The organism is Desmospora activa DSM 45169 (assembly GCF_003046315.1).
GTDB classification, from domain to species: domain Bacteria; phylum Bacillota; class Bacilli; order Thermoactinomycetales; family DSM-45169; genus Desmospora; species Desmospora activa.
On record NZ_PZZP01000001.1, the window covers coordinates 2,129,707 to 2,146,463 of the forward strand.

The window sequence follows — 16,757 nt, forward strand, 5'->3', positions numbered from 1 at the left end:
CCCACTATCCTATCATGTTCGGGCTGCTAGAGCCACCCAGTCGCCGTCACGAAGGGTTTCCACCACCTGGAAGCCGTGTTGTTGCAAGGCTTCCGCCACCACTTCCTCTTTTTCCCTTATAATGCCAGATGCAAGAAACGTCCCTTGCCGCTCCAACACCCGCCTCAAGTCGGGAACCAGCTTGACGATGATCTCCGCCAAAATGTTGGCAACCACTAGGTCAGCCTCACCGTTGAAGCCATGGAGCAAATCGTTCTGCCGTACCGCGATGCGATGGCTTTCCCCGTTGAGATCGACATTTTCCTGCGCTTTCTCCACCGCTACCGGATCCAGATCCAAAGCGGTTACTTTAGCGGCTCCCAGCTTAGCCGCAGCAATCGATAATATGCCGCTGCCACACCCTACATCGACCACCTGGGCTCCTGGCTGCAACCACTGTTCCAGCAATTGCATACTGAGGATGGTAGTAGGATGGGTTCCGGTACCAAAAGCCATGCCGGGATCTAATTCAATGACAGCTTCAGTGGATGATTCCGGGTGATACGTCTCCCATCGGGGTTTAACGGTCAAACGGGAAGTGACCCGCAACGGTTTATAATACGCTTTCCACGCTTGTTCCCAGGATTCTTCCGCCAACCGGCGCGTCATCACTTGGGCTGGTTCCGGATTTAGTCCAAACCGGGATAATCCGCGAATTTCCTTTTCCAGCTTTTCCGCTAACCCATCGGGGTAGACACTTTTCGGAAAATAGGCGGAGATCCAAACACCTTCAGCGGGATAATCTTCTTGTGAGAGTGTATACCATTCCCCAAAGGGAGTATCCCACTCCTTACGCAACACGGCTGAATCATAGATCGCCGTACCCTCAGCACCATGGCTCTGCAACAGGTAGCAGACCGCTTCTTCCGCATCGGCCCCCACATGGACGCGCACTTCGATCCAATCCACTACGTCACTTCCCTTTCACAAAAAAACGGGCAAAACCCGTTTTTATCAATCTCCGGTAAAGGCCCGTTTCATTTTATCAAAAAAGCTGGAGTTCTGTTCAGAAATATAGTCTCCGCTCAAGCGGCCAAATTCGCGTAGGATGCGTTTTTGCTCCTCCGTCATATTGGTCGGGGTGACCACTTTCACCTTCACCCGCTGATCGCCCTCGCCGTTGCCGTACAGTCGGGGAACACCTTTGCCGCGTAGACGGAATTCGGCACCGGTCTGGGTTCCGGCTGGAATCTTCATTTTCGCTTTCTTTCCGTCCAAGGTGGGTACCACCACTTCATCCCCTAAACCGGCCTGAACAAAGGTGATGGGCAGTTCACAGGTGATGTCATCACCGGATCGCTTAAAGAAGTCATGGGGTTTTATCTGGATTAAAATATACAGGTCCCCTGGCGGTCCGCCGTTGATGCCTGCTTCCCCTTCCCCGGCGATGCGCAACTGCTTACCCTCATCGATGCCCGAAGGAATGTTGACATGGATTTTTTTCCGTTTCTTCACCTTGCCGGAACCGGCACAATCGTCACACTTCTCTCGAATCATCTTCCCTGTGCCGCCGCATTGTTGACAAATCCGTTTGTTTACAATGCGGCCAAAGGGAGTGGATTGAACCGATTCCGCCTGACCCGTTCCCTGGCATTCGGTACAGGTTTCCGGTTGGGAACCCGGTTTCGCGCCATTGCCGTGGCAAGTATGACAGGTTTCCGTTCGTGGAATCGTCAGTTCCATCTCCTTGCCGAACACAGCATCCTTAAAACTGATCGCCAAACGGTACTCCAGATCAGCCCCTTGCCGTGGCGCATTGGGATTGGCCCGCCGCCCGCCAAAAAACATGTCAAAGATATCGCCAAATCCAAAATCGGCCCCACCGGCAGCACCACCGAATCCGTTGCCGCCAAAGCCACCGGCGGCACCGGGATCCGCCGTGCCGAAGCGGTCATAGTTGCTCCGTTTCTCCGAGTCACGCAACACATCGTAAGCCTCGGTCGCTTCTTTAAATTTTTGTTCTGCATCCGGTGATTTATTAACATCCGGGTGATATTTACGCGCTAACTTTCGGTAAGATTTTCGAATTTCGTCTGCGCTCGCTTCTCGATTCACACCCAGTACTTCGTAATAGTCTCGCTTGCTCACCGGATCACCTCCCTTTTATGACATCCATAACGGGAAAAAGTCAAAGTCAAGGCGAAGCCCCGACTTTGACCCTACACCCGGGGGAAGAGGTTATTTCTCCCCTTTTTTCTCGTCTTCATCTACGACTTCATAGTCAGCGTCAACGACATTCTCTTTATCTTTCCCCGAAGCGTTTGCTTGCGGTTCCGCCTGCTCCTGGTTCTCAGCCGCTTGTTGTTGATATAGCTTGACGGAGAGTTCCTGTACTTCTTTTTCCAGTTCTTCTGTTTTTTGCTTGATGACGTCGAGGTCATCGCCTTCCAACGCTTTTTTCAGCTCTTCCGCAGCCTTTTCGGCTTTTTCCTTATCGGCGGCGTCTACTTTATCGCCCAAGTCTTTCAAGGTTTTGTCAGTAGTAAAGACCAACTGGTCCGCTTTGTTGCGGATTTCCACTTGTTCCTTGCGTTTTTTATCATCTTCAGCATGGTCTTCCGCTTCCCGCACCATCCGATCAATCTCATCATCGGACAGACCGCTAGAAGATTTAATGGTGATCTCCTGGCTCTTACCGGTCGCTCTGTCCTTGGCGGACACATTGACGATCCCGTTGCGGTCAATCTTAAAGGTAACTTCAATCTGCGGCACACCCCGGGGAGCCGGTGGGATACCTGTCAACTGGAAATTGCCCAAGGTTTTATTGCCCGCTGCCATTTCCCGTTCACCCTGTAACACATGAATATCCACAGCGGTCTGGTTGTCGGCCGCAGTCGAATACACTTGCGTTTTTTCAGTAGGAATGGTGGTATTACGTTCAATCAGCTTATTAAAGACCCCGCCCAAAGTTTCAATTCCAAGAGAAAGTGGCGTCACATCGAGCAGCACCACATCTTTAACGTCTTCAGAGAGGACTCCACCCTGAATAGCTGCCCCCATCGCCACTACTTCGTCCGGGTTTACCCCTTTGCTCGGGTCTTTACCGGTCTGCTTTTTGATTGCTTCCTGCACAGCCGGAATACGGGTAGAACCACCCACCAAGATTACTTTATCGATGTCTCCAGCCTGCATGCCGGCATCACTTAATGCTTGACGGGTTGGACGCATGGTACGTTCGACCAAGTCAGCGGAGAGTTCTTCAAACTTAGCCCGTGTTAACGTCACTTCCAAGTTTTTCGGACCGCTGGCGTCCGCTGTCAAAAAAGGCAGGTGAATATCGGTTGTCAACACGCCGGAGAGATCTTTTTTCGCTTTTTCCGCAGCATCTTTCAGACGTTGCATCGCCATGCGGTCGTTGGAGATATCAATCCCATGCTCTTTCTCAAACTCTTGCACCAGGTAATCGATAACTACCTGGTCAAAGTCGTCACCACCCAGCTTATTGTCCCCACTGGTGGCTTTTACTTCAAACAATCCGTCTCCCAACTCCAAGATGGAGACGTCAAAAGTACCCCCGCCTAAGTCAAACACGAGGATGGTTTGTTCTTCATCCTTCCGATCGATTCCGTAGGCGAGTGCGGCGGCTGTCGGCTCGTTGATGATCCGCAAAACTTCCAAGCCTGCGATTTTGCCCGCATCTTTGGTCGCTTGACGCTGGCTGTCGTTAAAGTAAGCGGGTACGGTGATCACCGCCTGGGAAACGGTTTCTCCCAGATATGCCTCGGCATCTGCTTTCAACTTTTGCAGAATCATCGCCGAAATCTCTTGCGGTGTATAGTCTTTATCCCCGATTTCTTCTTTATAGGCGGTTCCCATATGCCGTTTGATGGAGCTGACAGTGCGATCCGGATTGGTGATCGCCTGCCGTTTGGCCGCATCGCCGACCAACCGCTCATCATTTTTGGAAAACCCGACGACCGACGGCGTAGTCCGTCCTCCTTCGGCGTTGGGAATAACCGTAGCTTCACTACCTTCCATAAACGCTACGCAAGAGTTGGTAGTCCCCAAATCAATTCCAATCACTTTACCCATTCTAGATGTACCCCCTGTCACATAACTGTATCGTTGGTTTGATATTCGGTCAGGAGCTGACCTTCACCATGGAAGGCCGGATTACGCGGTCATGGTAGCGATATCCTTTTTGCAACTCTTCTACGACCGTTCCGGCATCCACGCCCTCCGCTTCTACTTCCATCACGGCATTGTGCTCATGCGGATTAAAGGGAAGACCTTCTGCCTCAATCACAGATAAACCGTGATTTTCCAGCGATTGCACCAATTGTCGATATACCATACTTACTCCCTGGTGCAAGACATCGTCTCCACCGGAACCTCCGGCAGCAAGGGCTCGTTCCAAATTATCCAGCGCAGGCAGCAAGGATTCAATCATCGGCAGCGCCGCATACTTGACCGCTTCTTCTCGATCCTTGCGACTGCGGCGGCGAAAGTTCTCCAGATCGGCACGAACACGCAATACTTGCTCCTGGGAATCTTTCAGCTTTCGCTGCAAATCCTCCGCTGTCTGCTGGCTTTCCTCCGCCTGCCGTCGCAGGGCTTCCATCTCCTCCCGGAGTTGGTTTAGCTCATCCGCATCAGCTGGAACAGAAACGGGCTCCACCCTTTCCACAGAGGGAGCAGTCGCTTCGTTCGGATTATGTAGGGAGACCTGTTCCGCCGTTTCCTCGGCGTGGGCACCCTCTTCAGCTTGTGACTTCTTTTTTTCCTCAGCCTCTTTCATTTTACGCAATTCTCGTGCAGTGCGGGGACGATACTCCCCTTGATTTTGGTCTTCCACAGTCATGGGTCATCTTTCACCTCAATCGGCTTTTTTCATCCGAACCACTGTGTGGATTCGTAAAATGGCGGCACTCACTTCACCTGCGGCTTGAAGTGCATGGTATTTCACCGGTAGCGGATCGACCACACCCATATCCACCATATCGCAGACGGCGCCCCGATCACAATCGATTCCTAGCGAAGAGGATTGGCGCTTCAATTGGAGCACCTTTACTTCTTCCACCTTTTCCAATGGATTAAAACCGGCATTGGCTACCACCTGTACCATGGGACGATGGAGCGCCTCCGCCACTGCGGCCACCCCAAACGCCTCCATCCCCTGAACGGTGTCGCGGTATTTCTCCACTTCACGGGCCAACGCCAACTCAGACGCACCTCCGCCCGGCAGAAAGCCTCCTCGGATCGCCGCCTGCAGGGCGGCTGCAGCATCCTTGGTAATTCGTTCCCGCTCATCCACCAGTTCCTCTGTCGGGGCCGCCACCAAAATCGTGGCAACCGGTTTGCCCTGACCACCCAGGATACGAATCCGTTGCAACGATTCATCATCCTCTACCTCTTCACACACGCCGAGGATCCCGTCCAACTCATCACCGGTCTTTTTTAATCCGGTTCGTTTAATCGCACGGGCTCCGGTATGCTCCGCAATCCGCGCAATCTCCCTCGCTTCAATCTGTTGGATGACCATGCGCTCTGCGTCGGTCAAGAGCTCCTCCGCATGGGGGTCGACTTCACCTTGCACCACAATGAGGTCGATCGCCTGTTCAACCAAAAAGAGGATGGTGGACTCAAACTCCTGCTTCAACTTCTCCTGCTTGGCAAACCCGGCCTCCGTTCCCAATGATCCCTCAACCACTGGTTCCGGCTTTAAGTCGTCGGCAATCACCAACACTCGGAGCGAACCCTCTGTAGATGGGCGGGTACGATTGACACGCCCACGTGAGGGCAAGAGACCGGCAAAAATGTTACTTTCTGCCCGCGGGTGCGCTACAACTGATTCAGACAGTCTAAAGTGTCTTTCCAGCAGCTTTTCGCGTCCCACCATCATCGCAGCCTCAATCACCAACTCGGTGATGTCTTCCTGTTCCCGACCGGCGGTGTAGGCAATGCGCTGCAACCATTCATCTTCCAGATCCCATATCGGGTTGGCCATCTCTTGCATCCGTTCCAGGGCAAATTGCACCCCTTTGCGAATTCCCGCGATCACCTTTGCCACCGGGACACCCTTGTTTACCTGCTTCTCCCCTTCTTCCACCAAGGCAGCGGTCAACAGTGTGGCCGTCGTGGTTCCATCGCCCACTTCCTCCTGCTGAGCTCTGGAAATATTGGCGATCATGCGCGCGGCCGGATGGTTGGCTTCCATTTTATTGAGAATGGTGACACCATCATTGGTAATAATCACATGGCCCTTGTCGTCAACCAACATCGTATCCAACCCTTTTGGCCCTAAGGTGCCCGCCACCGCCGCAGCCATTTGTTGCACAGCCTCGGCGTTGGCACGGAGAGCGCCTGTCTGCGGTTTGCCATCGGAGGGTGGAAACTGGTGCCGATCCCCGCTATCCATGAATATGCAACCTCGCTTCCAGTTGTAAACAGGAATGATTCCTCATCGGTTGTAATCGGGTTGAGGAAGTTTAACCGTATGTGCGGCGCAAGTGATCAGAGAAGTCTTTCGCTAACAGTTGCAACAAACTGACCACTTTGCTGTAATCCATACGGGTGGGTCCCAGGACCCCGATTCGTCCCAACGAACGGCCGCCGACGGAAAATGAGACCGTTACAATGCTGCAATTATTCATGGCCTCGATGTCATTTTCCTCTCCAATTCTGACTTGCAACCCACCAGGGGAAGCAGATACCAGTTTGGTCAGCGTTTCGTTTTCTTGCAACAGATCCATCAACGCTTTCACTTTCTCCACGTCCTGGAACTCCGGCTGTACCAACATATTGGTAGCGCCGCTCGTAAACAGTTGGCCTTCCAGATCAGAAACCAACATCTGATCGATGACGGCCAAGAGCGATTCATACTGCTCCACATGGCGTTGCAATTCAGCGGACAATTCCCGATGAACCGTCTGTTTTAGACGGTGTAGGGGAATATCGCTCAGTTTGGCATTCAACAGATTAACCATCTGTTCAATCGACGAAAGGGAGACTCCATCGGGAACCACAATCCGCCGTTGATCGACATGACCGGTATCCGTCACGATAATGGCGACCGCCATCCGCTCGTTTACCGGGACGACTTGTAAATGCTTCAATTTATTATCATACAACTCAGGTCCCAGAATGATCGAGGTATAGTTGGTCATGCGGGAAAGGATAGAAGCCGTCTGTTCAATCGTCTGCTCCAACGCATCCATCTTAGACGCAAACAACCGACGGACACTCAACAAATCAGTACGATTGATCCTTCCCGGCTGCATCAGACGATCAACATAAAACCGATAGCCAAAATGGCTGGGTACACGTCCTGCCGAAGTATACGGCTGTTCCAGGAACCCCATGTCCTCTAAATCCGCCAACTCGTTACGGATGGTGGCCGCGCTAAAATCAATATCATCCCTTTTAGACAGGGTTCGGGAACCCACAGGCTCAGCCTGTTGGATATATTCCTCGATGAGTGCCCGCAATATCAAGTGTTGACGCGGTGATAACATGGGCCCCACCTCCTTGTTAGCACTCCCGTATATCGAGTGCTAATTCCTTCATTAAACGTATCAAACCACTCAGGCATTGTCAACGCTCATTGCCGGTTTAAGCGGTTTCCCCCAGAAAGGCAGAAAAGACTTCATTGCCAAATAACAACCCTTGCTCCGTAAGGCGATAGCAATCCCCCTCAGGCACAATCAGCTTTTTGACGAGAAGGTCGGGAATGACGTCAGGAAACACCGTTTCCATTTCAACCCCATAGCGTCGACGAAATTGGCTTCGACTTACCCCTTCCATTAGGCGCAAACCGAGAATCAATTGGTTTTCCATCGCTTCGCCTCGCTCAACGGGATGAGCACCGGCTACAGGAAGGCCCTCCTGTACGAGCCGAATATACTCTTTGACGCCTTTGACATTGTGGTGGCGTACGCCATTGGTGTACCCATGGGCACCGGTACCTAATCCATAGTAGGGGAGATTGCGCCAATAGGTGGAATTGTGGCGGCTCTCCCGCCCCGGACGGCTGAAGTTGGATACCTCATATTGGCGATATCCCGCCTCAGAGAGACGATGACGGGTCAGCTGATACATTTCCAACTCATCGTCCTCCGACGGCAGCGGCAGTCTCCCCTGCAACAGACGGGTGTGAAACACTGTCCCTTCCTCCACTTTAAGACTATAGACGGAAAAATGATCCGGTTGCAGAAGTAACGACCGTACCAACGCTTCCTCCATATCTTGCACCGTTTGCTCCGGCAGGCCGAACATCAAATCGAGGGAGAGATTATCGATCCCTACAGCACGAGCTTGCTCCACACTTCGCTCAATATCCTCCACGGAGTGAACCCGGCCAATTCGATGCAACAGATCGGCGCGAAAGGTTTGTGCGCCAAAACTGAGCCGATTCACCCCGCCATCCCGTAACACCGACAGCAGATCCGGCCCTGTTGTACCCGGATTGGCTTCCACCGTAAACTCCAAATCAGAGGACCATCGGGGGAAATAGCGTCGAATTGACTCCAACAGAAACGCCATCTGACGAGGAGTCAGCACCGTCGGTGTCCCGCCGCCGATAAAGATAGTATCAATCGTCTCCGGCGGAACAGCCTCCACCGTACGCGCCATCTCCCGCTCCAGCGCTTGCAGGTATTCATCCACCGGCTGCCCTCCCACTACATAGGCGGTAAAATCACAGTAATGGCACTTATGGGTGCAAAAAGGGATATGAATGTAGACGGAACGGGGGTTCATCTTGACACCCTCCTTTCTTTGCAAAACCGCCAGCGGCTGTGCCGCTGACGGCGAAATCGTTTAACCAGGTTGTTCGCGGAGACCCGTTTTCTCTTATGTCTGAACGCACTTCGCCGGCTCTGTTTGCATTTACCCTGAGCAGCAGCCGTAACAAGCGATCATAGCTTAAGTGCTGGATGAAACGCCTGCTTCGTAGTAACGATTATTTTTTGCTATCATCCATCTGCAGCACGGCCATAAACGCTTCTTGGGGCACTTCCACATTGCCCACCGCTTTCATTCGCTTTTTACCTTCCTTCTGCTTCTCCAACAGCTTCCGCTTACGCGAGATATCGCCGCCGTAGCATTTGGCCAACACGTTTTTGCGCTGAGCCCGAATCGTCTCCCGCGCCACAATCTTATTGCCGATCGCCGCTTGCACCGGTACTTCAAACATTTGCCGCGGAATCAGTTCCTTCAGCTTTTCTACCAACTGGCGCCCGCGATAGTAAGCCTTATCCTGGTGAACGATAAACGAGAGTGCATCGACCGGTTCCCCGTTTAACAGAATATCCATTTTTACCAGCTTGGACGTCTTGTATCCGATCAACTCATAGTCAAAGGAAGCGTATCCTTTGGTGCTGGACTTCAACTGGTCAAAGAAGTCAAAGACGATTTCCGCCAGGGGCAACTCATACACAATGCTGACCCGGTTGGCGTCCAGATACTGCATATCGATGTAATCGCCCCGCTTTGTTTGACACAGCTCCATCACTGCGCCGACGTAATCGTTGGGCACCATCACATTTGCTTTTACATATGGCTCTTCCACATGATCGATCTGCTGGGATGGCGGCATATGGGTTGGGTTTTCAATATCCAACCGTTCGCCGTCGGTTTTAAACACCCGATAAATGACGCTTGGCGCCGTCGTGATCAGCGGAATGTTAAACTCCCGCTCAATCCGCTCCTGGATGATCTCCATATGCAACAACCCCAAGAACCCACAGCGAAAGCCAAAGCCGAGCGCTCCGGAAGTCTCTGGCTCATAGCGCAGGGAAGCGTCGTTCAGCTCCAATTTTTCCAATGCTTCCCTTAGATCGTCATAATCGGAGGACTCCACCGGATACATGCCGCAAAAGACCATCGGATTGATCTTGCGGTATCCGGGCAGAGGTGCTGGTGCCGGATTGGATGCATCGGTAATCGTATCCCCGACGCGGGTATCCTTCACATTTTTGATGGAAGCCACCATAAAGCCGACTTCACCTACGGACAGTTCGTCCTTCAGTATCGGTTTGGGCGCAAACACCCCTACTTCCGTCACCTCAAACTCCTTGCCCGTCGCCATCATCCGTACCTTCATCCCTTTTTTGATGGTACCGTCCACCACCCGGATGTAGGTGATCACGCCTTTGTAGGCATCAAACAGGGAGTCGTAGATGAGAGCCTTTAAGGGAGCATTTGGATCGCCGACAGGAGGCGGCACCTTCTCCACAATCTGCTCCAGGATTTCTTCAATACCGATCCCTGCTTTCGCTGAGGCCAATACCGCCTCAGAGGCATCGAGGCCGATCAGCTCCTCCACCTCTTCCCGCACCCGTTCCGGTTCGGCGCTAGGGAGATCGATCTTGTTGATGACCGGCAAAATTTCCAGCTCATTGTCAAGGGCCAGATAAACATTGGCCATCGTCTGGGCTTCTACACCCTGAGCCGCATCTACCACCAACAACGCTCCCTCACATGCCGCCAAACTGCGGGAGACTTCATAGGTAAAGTCCACATGTCCAGGTGTGTCGATCAAATTGAGAATATATTCGTTTCCGTCCTTCGCTTTGTATGGCAGACGAACGGATTGCAACTTAATGGTGATTCCTCGCTCCCGCTCCAACTCCATCGAGTCCAGGAACTGATCCTGCATCTCCCGGTCAGACAGTGCACCGGTAAATTCCAAGATACGATCGGCTAGGGTGGATTTTCCGTGGTCGATATGAGCGATAATCGAAAAATTGCGGATCTGCTTTTGTTGTGGTTGTTTCTGGACCATTTTCGTTCCCTCCTGCGTGAAAACACGCGCCAACTACATCTTGTATATTATATCAGCACCGATTTGCCTCATCAAATGGGAAGCGTCTAGAGGAGAACCACAATCGATAAAAGCTCTGCCCACAGTTAATAGACAAACCCTCCTTGGCCCCATTGCAAAGGAGGGTTTAGATCCTAAATATCACTATTTCGGTTTTCACGCCTCTCCCCACTGTCATCAACACGAAGACGATCCAAAGCCGCTATAGCGTAATCACTACCTCTTTTTTAAAATCTTCCGGTATGATACAAACTCCCTGCTCTCCTTTTTCCCCCTCACCGTTCTGCACCGCTGTGACGGAATCGTATCCGTGCAGCACCAGGTTCCAGGGCTTTGTCACCCCTTCCGGTAAAACTGTGATTTGCCTCCCTTCGCGATAAAAGCGTACCTTGGATTCCAGATTTCCAGAAGAGTCGTAGAGGAGGCTGTCACTCCATTTCCCTTCTTCTAGTTCAAACAGATGAAAGGTTACTCCATTGGCATAATCGTAACAAGGGCTCCGATCATCGCGACCGAGCGGGAGTATGCAGTTTGCCCGCACAAACAGGGGCAAGCTCATATAGTCGTACTGCTCTTCTCTCCAACAGCCGCCCTCCACCTTTTCCCCGCTAAAAAGGTGGGTCCATGTACCGGACGGCAGATAATAGGAGACCTGCCCATCTTCTCGAAACACGGGAGCAACCAGCAATGATTCCCCCAGCATATACTGGCGATCCAGATAGTCACATGCCGGATCGTCGGGAAACTCCAGCACCATCGGCCGCATCATGGGAATCCCCGTTTGTGCAGCTTTGACCGCTGTGGCAAACAGATACGGCATCAGCCGGTGTTTCCATTTTAAGAAATGACGCATCACCTCGACCGCTTCTTCGCCAAACAGCCACGGAACCCGATAAGACTCACTTCCATGAAGGCGACTATGGCTAGAAAGCAGGCCAAATGCGGTCCAACGTTTATACAGATCCGCCGTGGCTGTACTTTCAAAGCCGCCGATATCGTGACTCCAAAAACCAAACCCGGACAACGCCAGTGACAACCCACCACGCAAGCTTTCCGCCATGGAATCGTAGTTGGCGAAACAATCCCCACCCCAGTGTACCGGAAAGCGTTGGGCCCCGGCAGTAGCGGAGCGGGCGAAAACTACCGCCTGCTGTCGGCCCAATTTTTCTTCCAGCAGTTCAAATACGATTTGATTGTAGAGAAAGGCATAATAATTGTGCATTTTTTCGGGATCAGAGCCGTCGAAGTAGACGACATCGGTGGGAATCCGTTCCCCGAAATCGGTCTTAAAACTGTCTACTCCCATCTCGATCAATCGCGCCAACTTCTGTTTAAACCAGGTACAAGCTTCGGGATTGGTAAAATCGACGATCCCCATCCCCGCTTGCCAGCGGTCCCACTGCCACACCTCGCCGTCAGCTTTTTTGAGCAGATACCCCTTTTCCACCGCTTCCGCAAACAACGGCGACTTTTGCGCAATATAGGGGTTAATCCAAACACTGATTTTTAACCCTTTTTCCTTTAACCGTTTCAGCATCCCTTCCGGATCGGGAAACTGTTGTCGATCCCAGTCAAAATTGCACCACTCAAACGCTTTCATCCAAAAGCAATCAAAATGGAACACACTGAGGGGCAGATCCCGTTCATTCATACCGTCGACAAAACGATTAACCGTCTCCTCGTCATACTCGGTGGTAAAGGAAGTAGTCAGCCACAGACCAAAGGACCACGCCGGGGGCAGAGACGGTTTCCCGGTCAAATCAGTATAGCGCTCTAAAACCTCCTTGGGCGAAGGGCCGTTGATCATAAAGTAATCCAGATACTCCCCTTCAACGCTAAACTGGGCTTTGGAGACGATTTCAGAAGCCAATTCAAAGGAAACCCGTTCCGGATGGTTAACAAACACCCCATATCCTCGGTTGGTCAAATAAAAGGGGATGTTTTTATAAGACTGTTCCGTGCTGGTGCCCCCATCCTCATTCCAGATATCGACAGTCTGCCCGTTTTTGACAAAGGGTGTAAACCGCTCCCCCATTCCGTAAATCGTCTCTCCCACACTGATGGACAGCTGCTCCCGTATATAGGTCTCTCCAGTGTCAGTCGTCACATATGCGAGGCTGCGCGGCTCGCTCACCGTTAAGCATTCGTCACCGTTAAAAAAGGCGAGGGACCACTCCTCCTTGTTAATTCGAGCTGATAAATCTCCGCTAGTAAATCGGATCTCCTCTTCATTATCGTGAAGGTAGACGCTAGTCTTTGTATCGATCAACGGAAACGACGGTTGCCGCCTCACCCCTCCTTTGTAATGCCAAACTTGTACCCGGATCACATTGGGCCGGGGGGAAGTGAGACGCACAGTAAGCAACGGTCCATCCAAGGTATCCCCGCGATGTTGAATCTGTTTACAGGGAAGAAAGAGAGTAAGCGCATCATCGGTTTGTTCCGTCTCATACACCATCGCCGGTCGATGTAAGGTAAAACCTTCTCGTGTCAACCAGTGCCCGTTTGTAAATTTCATATCATCCCTCCTATTTTCGCTTCATTCACGGGACCTGCAACTTCACTTGTGTCTCGGTCCCTTCCGGATAAAACTCCACGGTAAGTGTCGCGTTTTCCTTCACATATTCCAAAAACGCCGGGGTTAATTCAAGTTGTCCGTCCTCCACCTGAAAATCGTCCCCGTAGTTGATATACGGCGTCCAGTCCCATTTCTCTTCTAGGACGGGACGACCAGTCGCATCTGTAACGGCTTTGATGGTACGAAGCTTGGTTCCGTTCCACTCCAGTGGGATCGTTATGTTTTCTTCCCGATCTTGTGGATGGATCACGATCGTCTGGACGGTGGGGGTGGGATCGTCATACTGGATTACATCCATCACCTGCTCCGCTCCTGTAGAAAAGGAGAAGGTCAGCTGCGCATTGGTCCCCAGCTTTGACTCCTCTAACAATCCTGCTACAAAATCAGCTTTTAACGTAACCTTGGCGTTAGTTTCGTCATAGGTGTAATCGGTCCCTTCCACCAATCGGGTCGATCCGTGGCTGATCCCCGTCAATCGATTTCCGTTTAGCAACAGATCCACCGGTTGATCGGTTACCGCCTCATCCGCCCGCACATACAGATCTACCGGTTTGATAAAGGCGTTGATATTTCCGGCGGAAGCTTCCTCAATGATGTCCTTGACAACGGGGTCGCGCCATTGCCGCTTGCTGCGATCAAAATGGTCGTTGCCGTTGTCCCACCACATGGTAGCGATGCCATACTGTCGACAGAGACGGATCAAATGGTCGTGGTACAGCCATTTGGAATGCTTTTCATTGTTGCCTAAGGTTCCATATTCACCGAGAATGATCGGATAACCCTGGGAAGTGTATCGCTCATACAGCGGCCGAAGATCGTTTTCCATCTGTTGCCGGTCTTGGGCCGTTCCCCAGGTGGTGTTGCCCCACCAACCCGCCACATAGTCCCAGGGTGAATAATAGTGAAAGGTGAGGATGAGATGTTCGTCGTCGGGAACTTCAAAGGAATCATCAACCAAATTATCACCGTTATCATGAAGGGCCCCCACAATTACCAACCGTTCATCATTGTATCCGCCCGATGTGCGAATCGTCTCCAAGATACTGCGATTTAAATGGTTCATCTGCTCCGCATTCATACCTGTCGGTTCATTGATCACTTCAAACATCAGCTTTTCGCTTTTCGTTCCAAAATGGCGAGCAATCTGCGCCCATACCTTTTCCAGCTTATCGAGGGTGCCCTCGGGATCTCGCTCCATTTCATGCACCCATAACCAGGAATCGTGGTGAACATTTAACACCACATAAAAATCCCGCTCCAAAGCCCAATCGGTCACTTGCTCCACCCGACGCATCCAGCTGTCGTCAATACGGTATTCCGGCCCCGGTCCAATGTGGGAATCCCAGGTGACGGGGATGCGGACACTTTTAAAGCCGGAATTCTTAATATCGTCAAAGGTGTGTTCTTCCACCGGCGGGTTGTTCCAGGACCCTTCCGTGGGAACGGCATCCAGCGTGTTTCCCAGATTCCAACCCGGTGTCATCGCTGCTACTGCTTCATTTGCATCAAGGGCTTGAAACTTTTGCTGCGCTTTTTTTGCATCGTCTCCTGCATTTGGAGCGGCAATCGCAACCGGAACATACATCAAAATGCCGATTATGGCAAAGATAACGAACAATCGGAGGATTTTTTTCACTTTCCTCACTCCTTTTGGCCAATATGTTGAACAACAGTCCCAGTTACCTTCATGAGGGGCGTTTCTCATTCACTCCACAGCTTTACCCGCTGCTTGACCAGTTTTGTATACTCCGCTTCCATCTCTTCCACCCCGATTTTATCGAGGTCCTTCATAAACTGATCCCACACCTTGTCAAAATTATCGGGATCGGCCAAGATGGCTTCTGGAATCCGTTTATAGACGATATCTTTTGCCCGTTGTTCCTGTACCTTTAGTTTCGATTCATTTGGAATCGAGATATCCCAAGCCGCTCCCCACGGTTTTACCGGAAACTCGTCCGCTTGTGGAAACAGGTCCTTCCATGTTTTCGCCCCATACGCCGCCAGCACTTCTTTTTCAATATCGGAGTAATCGTTGACGATCTGATCCGGATGCTTTGTCGTTATATAGTTGTCGGTGGAATCCTTCACTCCGTCACCATACCGGAGCGAAATGTGATAACTTCCGATGCCCGATTCCCGGTCAAAATTGGCTGCATCGTTGTTGCGCCGTTCTTGCACTTCCTTCGGGATTACCCGTTTTCCGTCTTCATCGTACTCATAGTGCTTTCCTTCCACCCCCCAATAGTTTAGGATCTGGCCTTCTTCTGATGCCATCCAATCCAAGAATTTGATGGCACGAACCGGATCTTTGCAAGACTTAGTAATTCCGATTCCCCACCCGCCCAAAAAGCCGTTGTCCTGAAAGGCGGGGTCCTTATATTTTTCCGAGAGTGTCACATGATAGTGGCCATAGGTCCGTTCCTGCTTTCCCGCCTTTTTTAGCGCTTTTTCCCCGTCTTGATATTGCCATTGGGCATCGATCAAAGCGAGCACCCGCCCGCTGGCTATTTTCGATTTATACTGGTCATAGCTCTGGACAAAGCTTTCCGGATCGAGCAAACCGATATCGTTCATATGATTTAACCAGCGAAAATACTCTTTTTCCTCCGGCCGACGATAATGGAGCGTCGCTTCATACGTTTGGGGATCGATATAAAACTCGCCGTCATCGGAACCCCCCGTCGTTTTAAAGCCTGGGTTGGAAACGGAGATCAAGAAGCGCCAATCATCCCCTAAAAGAGACAAGCCGATCGTCTTCTGTCCGTTGATGGTCGGATGCTTCTCCATATATTTTTTGATCGCGTTTTCAAAATCTTTCACCGTTCGAATCTCTGGATAACCCAACTCCTTGACGACGGCATGTTGCAGATTAAAGGTTCCTTCTGCATCAAACGGAGTATGCTCGACGGTATTAATCGTCGGGATGAAGTAAATGGAGGGGTCGTCATTGCTGTACCGCAGCCGCCCCATATCGTCGCCGATCATTTTTTTGATGTTGGGTGCGTGCTTCTCGATCAACGGTTCCAAATCTACCATCGCATTGGAGTCAACCAGAAGCTCAGCGGCCCCCTTTGGTGAAATAAGGTCGGGATAGTCCCCGCTGGCTGCGATCAAGGCAATTTTTTCATCAGGATTACCAACGGCAAATTCAGCGTTTAGCTTCACACCTGTCCGTTTGGTTATCGCTTGCCCCACATCATCTTCCATCTTGTTCCAAGCCGGATTGGGATCAGCAAAAAAGGCGGAAAACGTGATCGGGTTGTCCGGGTCCAATTCCCCAGTCGCATCATCCGCTTTGTCGTTGGTACACCCGGCAACCAGCAGGAAAACCGCCGACAGAAGCGCAAACTCCCTTCGCTTTTTCCATACCATGCTCAT

11 protein-coding genes are annotated in these 16,757 nt (G+C 51.6%); all 11 read right to left on the reverse strand.

Features of this window, described 5'->3' with window-relative positions:
* Nucleotides 1-12: 12 nt before the first annotated feature.
* Nucleotides 13-948: a 50S ribosomal protein L11 methyltransferase gene (gene prmA, locus C8J48_RS10380; RefSeq protein ID WP_107726536.1), complete on the reverse strand. Its 936-nt coding sequence runs from the start codon at nt 946-948 to the stop codon at nt 13-15.
* Between the two features lie 45 nt (nt 949-993).
* Nucleotides 994-2,127, reverse strand: coding sequence for a molecular chaperone DnaJ (gene dnaJ, locus C8J48_RS10385; RefSeq protein WP_107726537.1), 1,134 nt, complete (start codon nt 2,125-2,127; stop codon nt 994-996).
* 90 nt (nt 2,128-2,217) lie between these two features.
* Nucleotides 2,218-4,071: a molecular chaperone DnaK gene (dnaK, locus tag C8J48_RS10390; RefSeq protein ID WP_107726538.1), complete on the reverse strand. Its 1,854-nt coding sequence runs from the start codon at nt 4,069-4,071 to the stop codon at nt 2,218-2,220.
* A 49-nt stretch (nt 4,072-4,120) separates the two neighbouring features.
* Nucleotides 4,121-4,840, reverse strand: a complete 720-nt coding sequence (gene grpE / locus C8J48_RS10395; RefSeq protein ID WP_107726539.1) for a nucleotide exchange factor GrpE — start codon at nt 4,838-4,840, stop codon at nt 4,121-4,123.
* Nucleotides 4,841-4,855: 15 nt separating this feature from the next.
* Entirely contained in the window at nt 4,856-6,397 is a 1,542-nt protein-coding gene (locus C8J48_RS10400; RefSeq protein ID WP_107726540.1) for a TCP-1/cpn60 chaperonin family protein, read from the reverse strand.
* 70 nt (nt 6,398-6,467) lie between these two features.
* Nucleotides 6,468-7,493, reverse strand: a complete 1,026-nt coding sequence (gene hrcA / locus C8J48_RS10405; RefSeq protein ID WP_107726543.1) for a heat-inducible transcriptional repressor HrcA — start codon at nt 7,491-7,493, stop codon at nt 6,468-6,470.
* Nucleotides 7,494-7,590: 97 nt separating this feature from the next.
* Nucleotides 7,591-8,736 (reverse strand): radical SAM family heme chaperone HemW, encoded by a 1,146-nt coding sequence (gene hemW, locus C8J48_RS10410; protein WP_107726545.1) that lies wholly within the window; start codon nt 8,734-8,736, stop codon nt 7,591-7,593.
* A gap of 202 nt (nt 8,737-8,938) precedes the next feature.
* The gene (gene lepA / locus C8J48_RS10415) at nt 8,939-10,762 is read right to left on the reverse strand and encodes a translation elongation factor 4 (RefSeq protein ID WP_107726547.1); all 1,824 of its coding nucleotides are present in this window, start codon (nt 10,760-10,762) and stop codon (nt 8,939-8,941) included.
* 241 nt (nt 10,763-11,003) lie between these two features.
* On the reverse strand, nt 11,004-13,319 hold the full coding sequence (yicI, locus tag C8J48_RS10420; protein WP_107726549.1) for an alpha-xylosidase: 2,316 nt from the start codon (nt 13,317-13,319) through the stop codon (nt 11,004-11,006).
* 25 nt (nt 13,320-13,344) lie between these two features.
* The gene (locus tag C8J48_RS10425) at nt 13,345-15,015 is read right to left on the reverse strand and encodes a cellulase family glycosylhydrolase (RefSeq protein WP_245891123.1); all 1,671 of its coding nucleotides are present in this window, start codon (nt 15,013-15,015) and stop codon (nt 13,345-13,347) included.
* A 65-nt stretch (nt 15,016-15,080) separates the two neighbouring features.
* A complete protein-coding gene (locus tag C8J48_RS10430; RefSeq protein WP_425430458.1) occupies nt 15,081-16,757 on the reverse strand; it encodes an ABC transporter substrate-binding protein in 1,677 nt (558 codons plus the stop codon).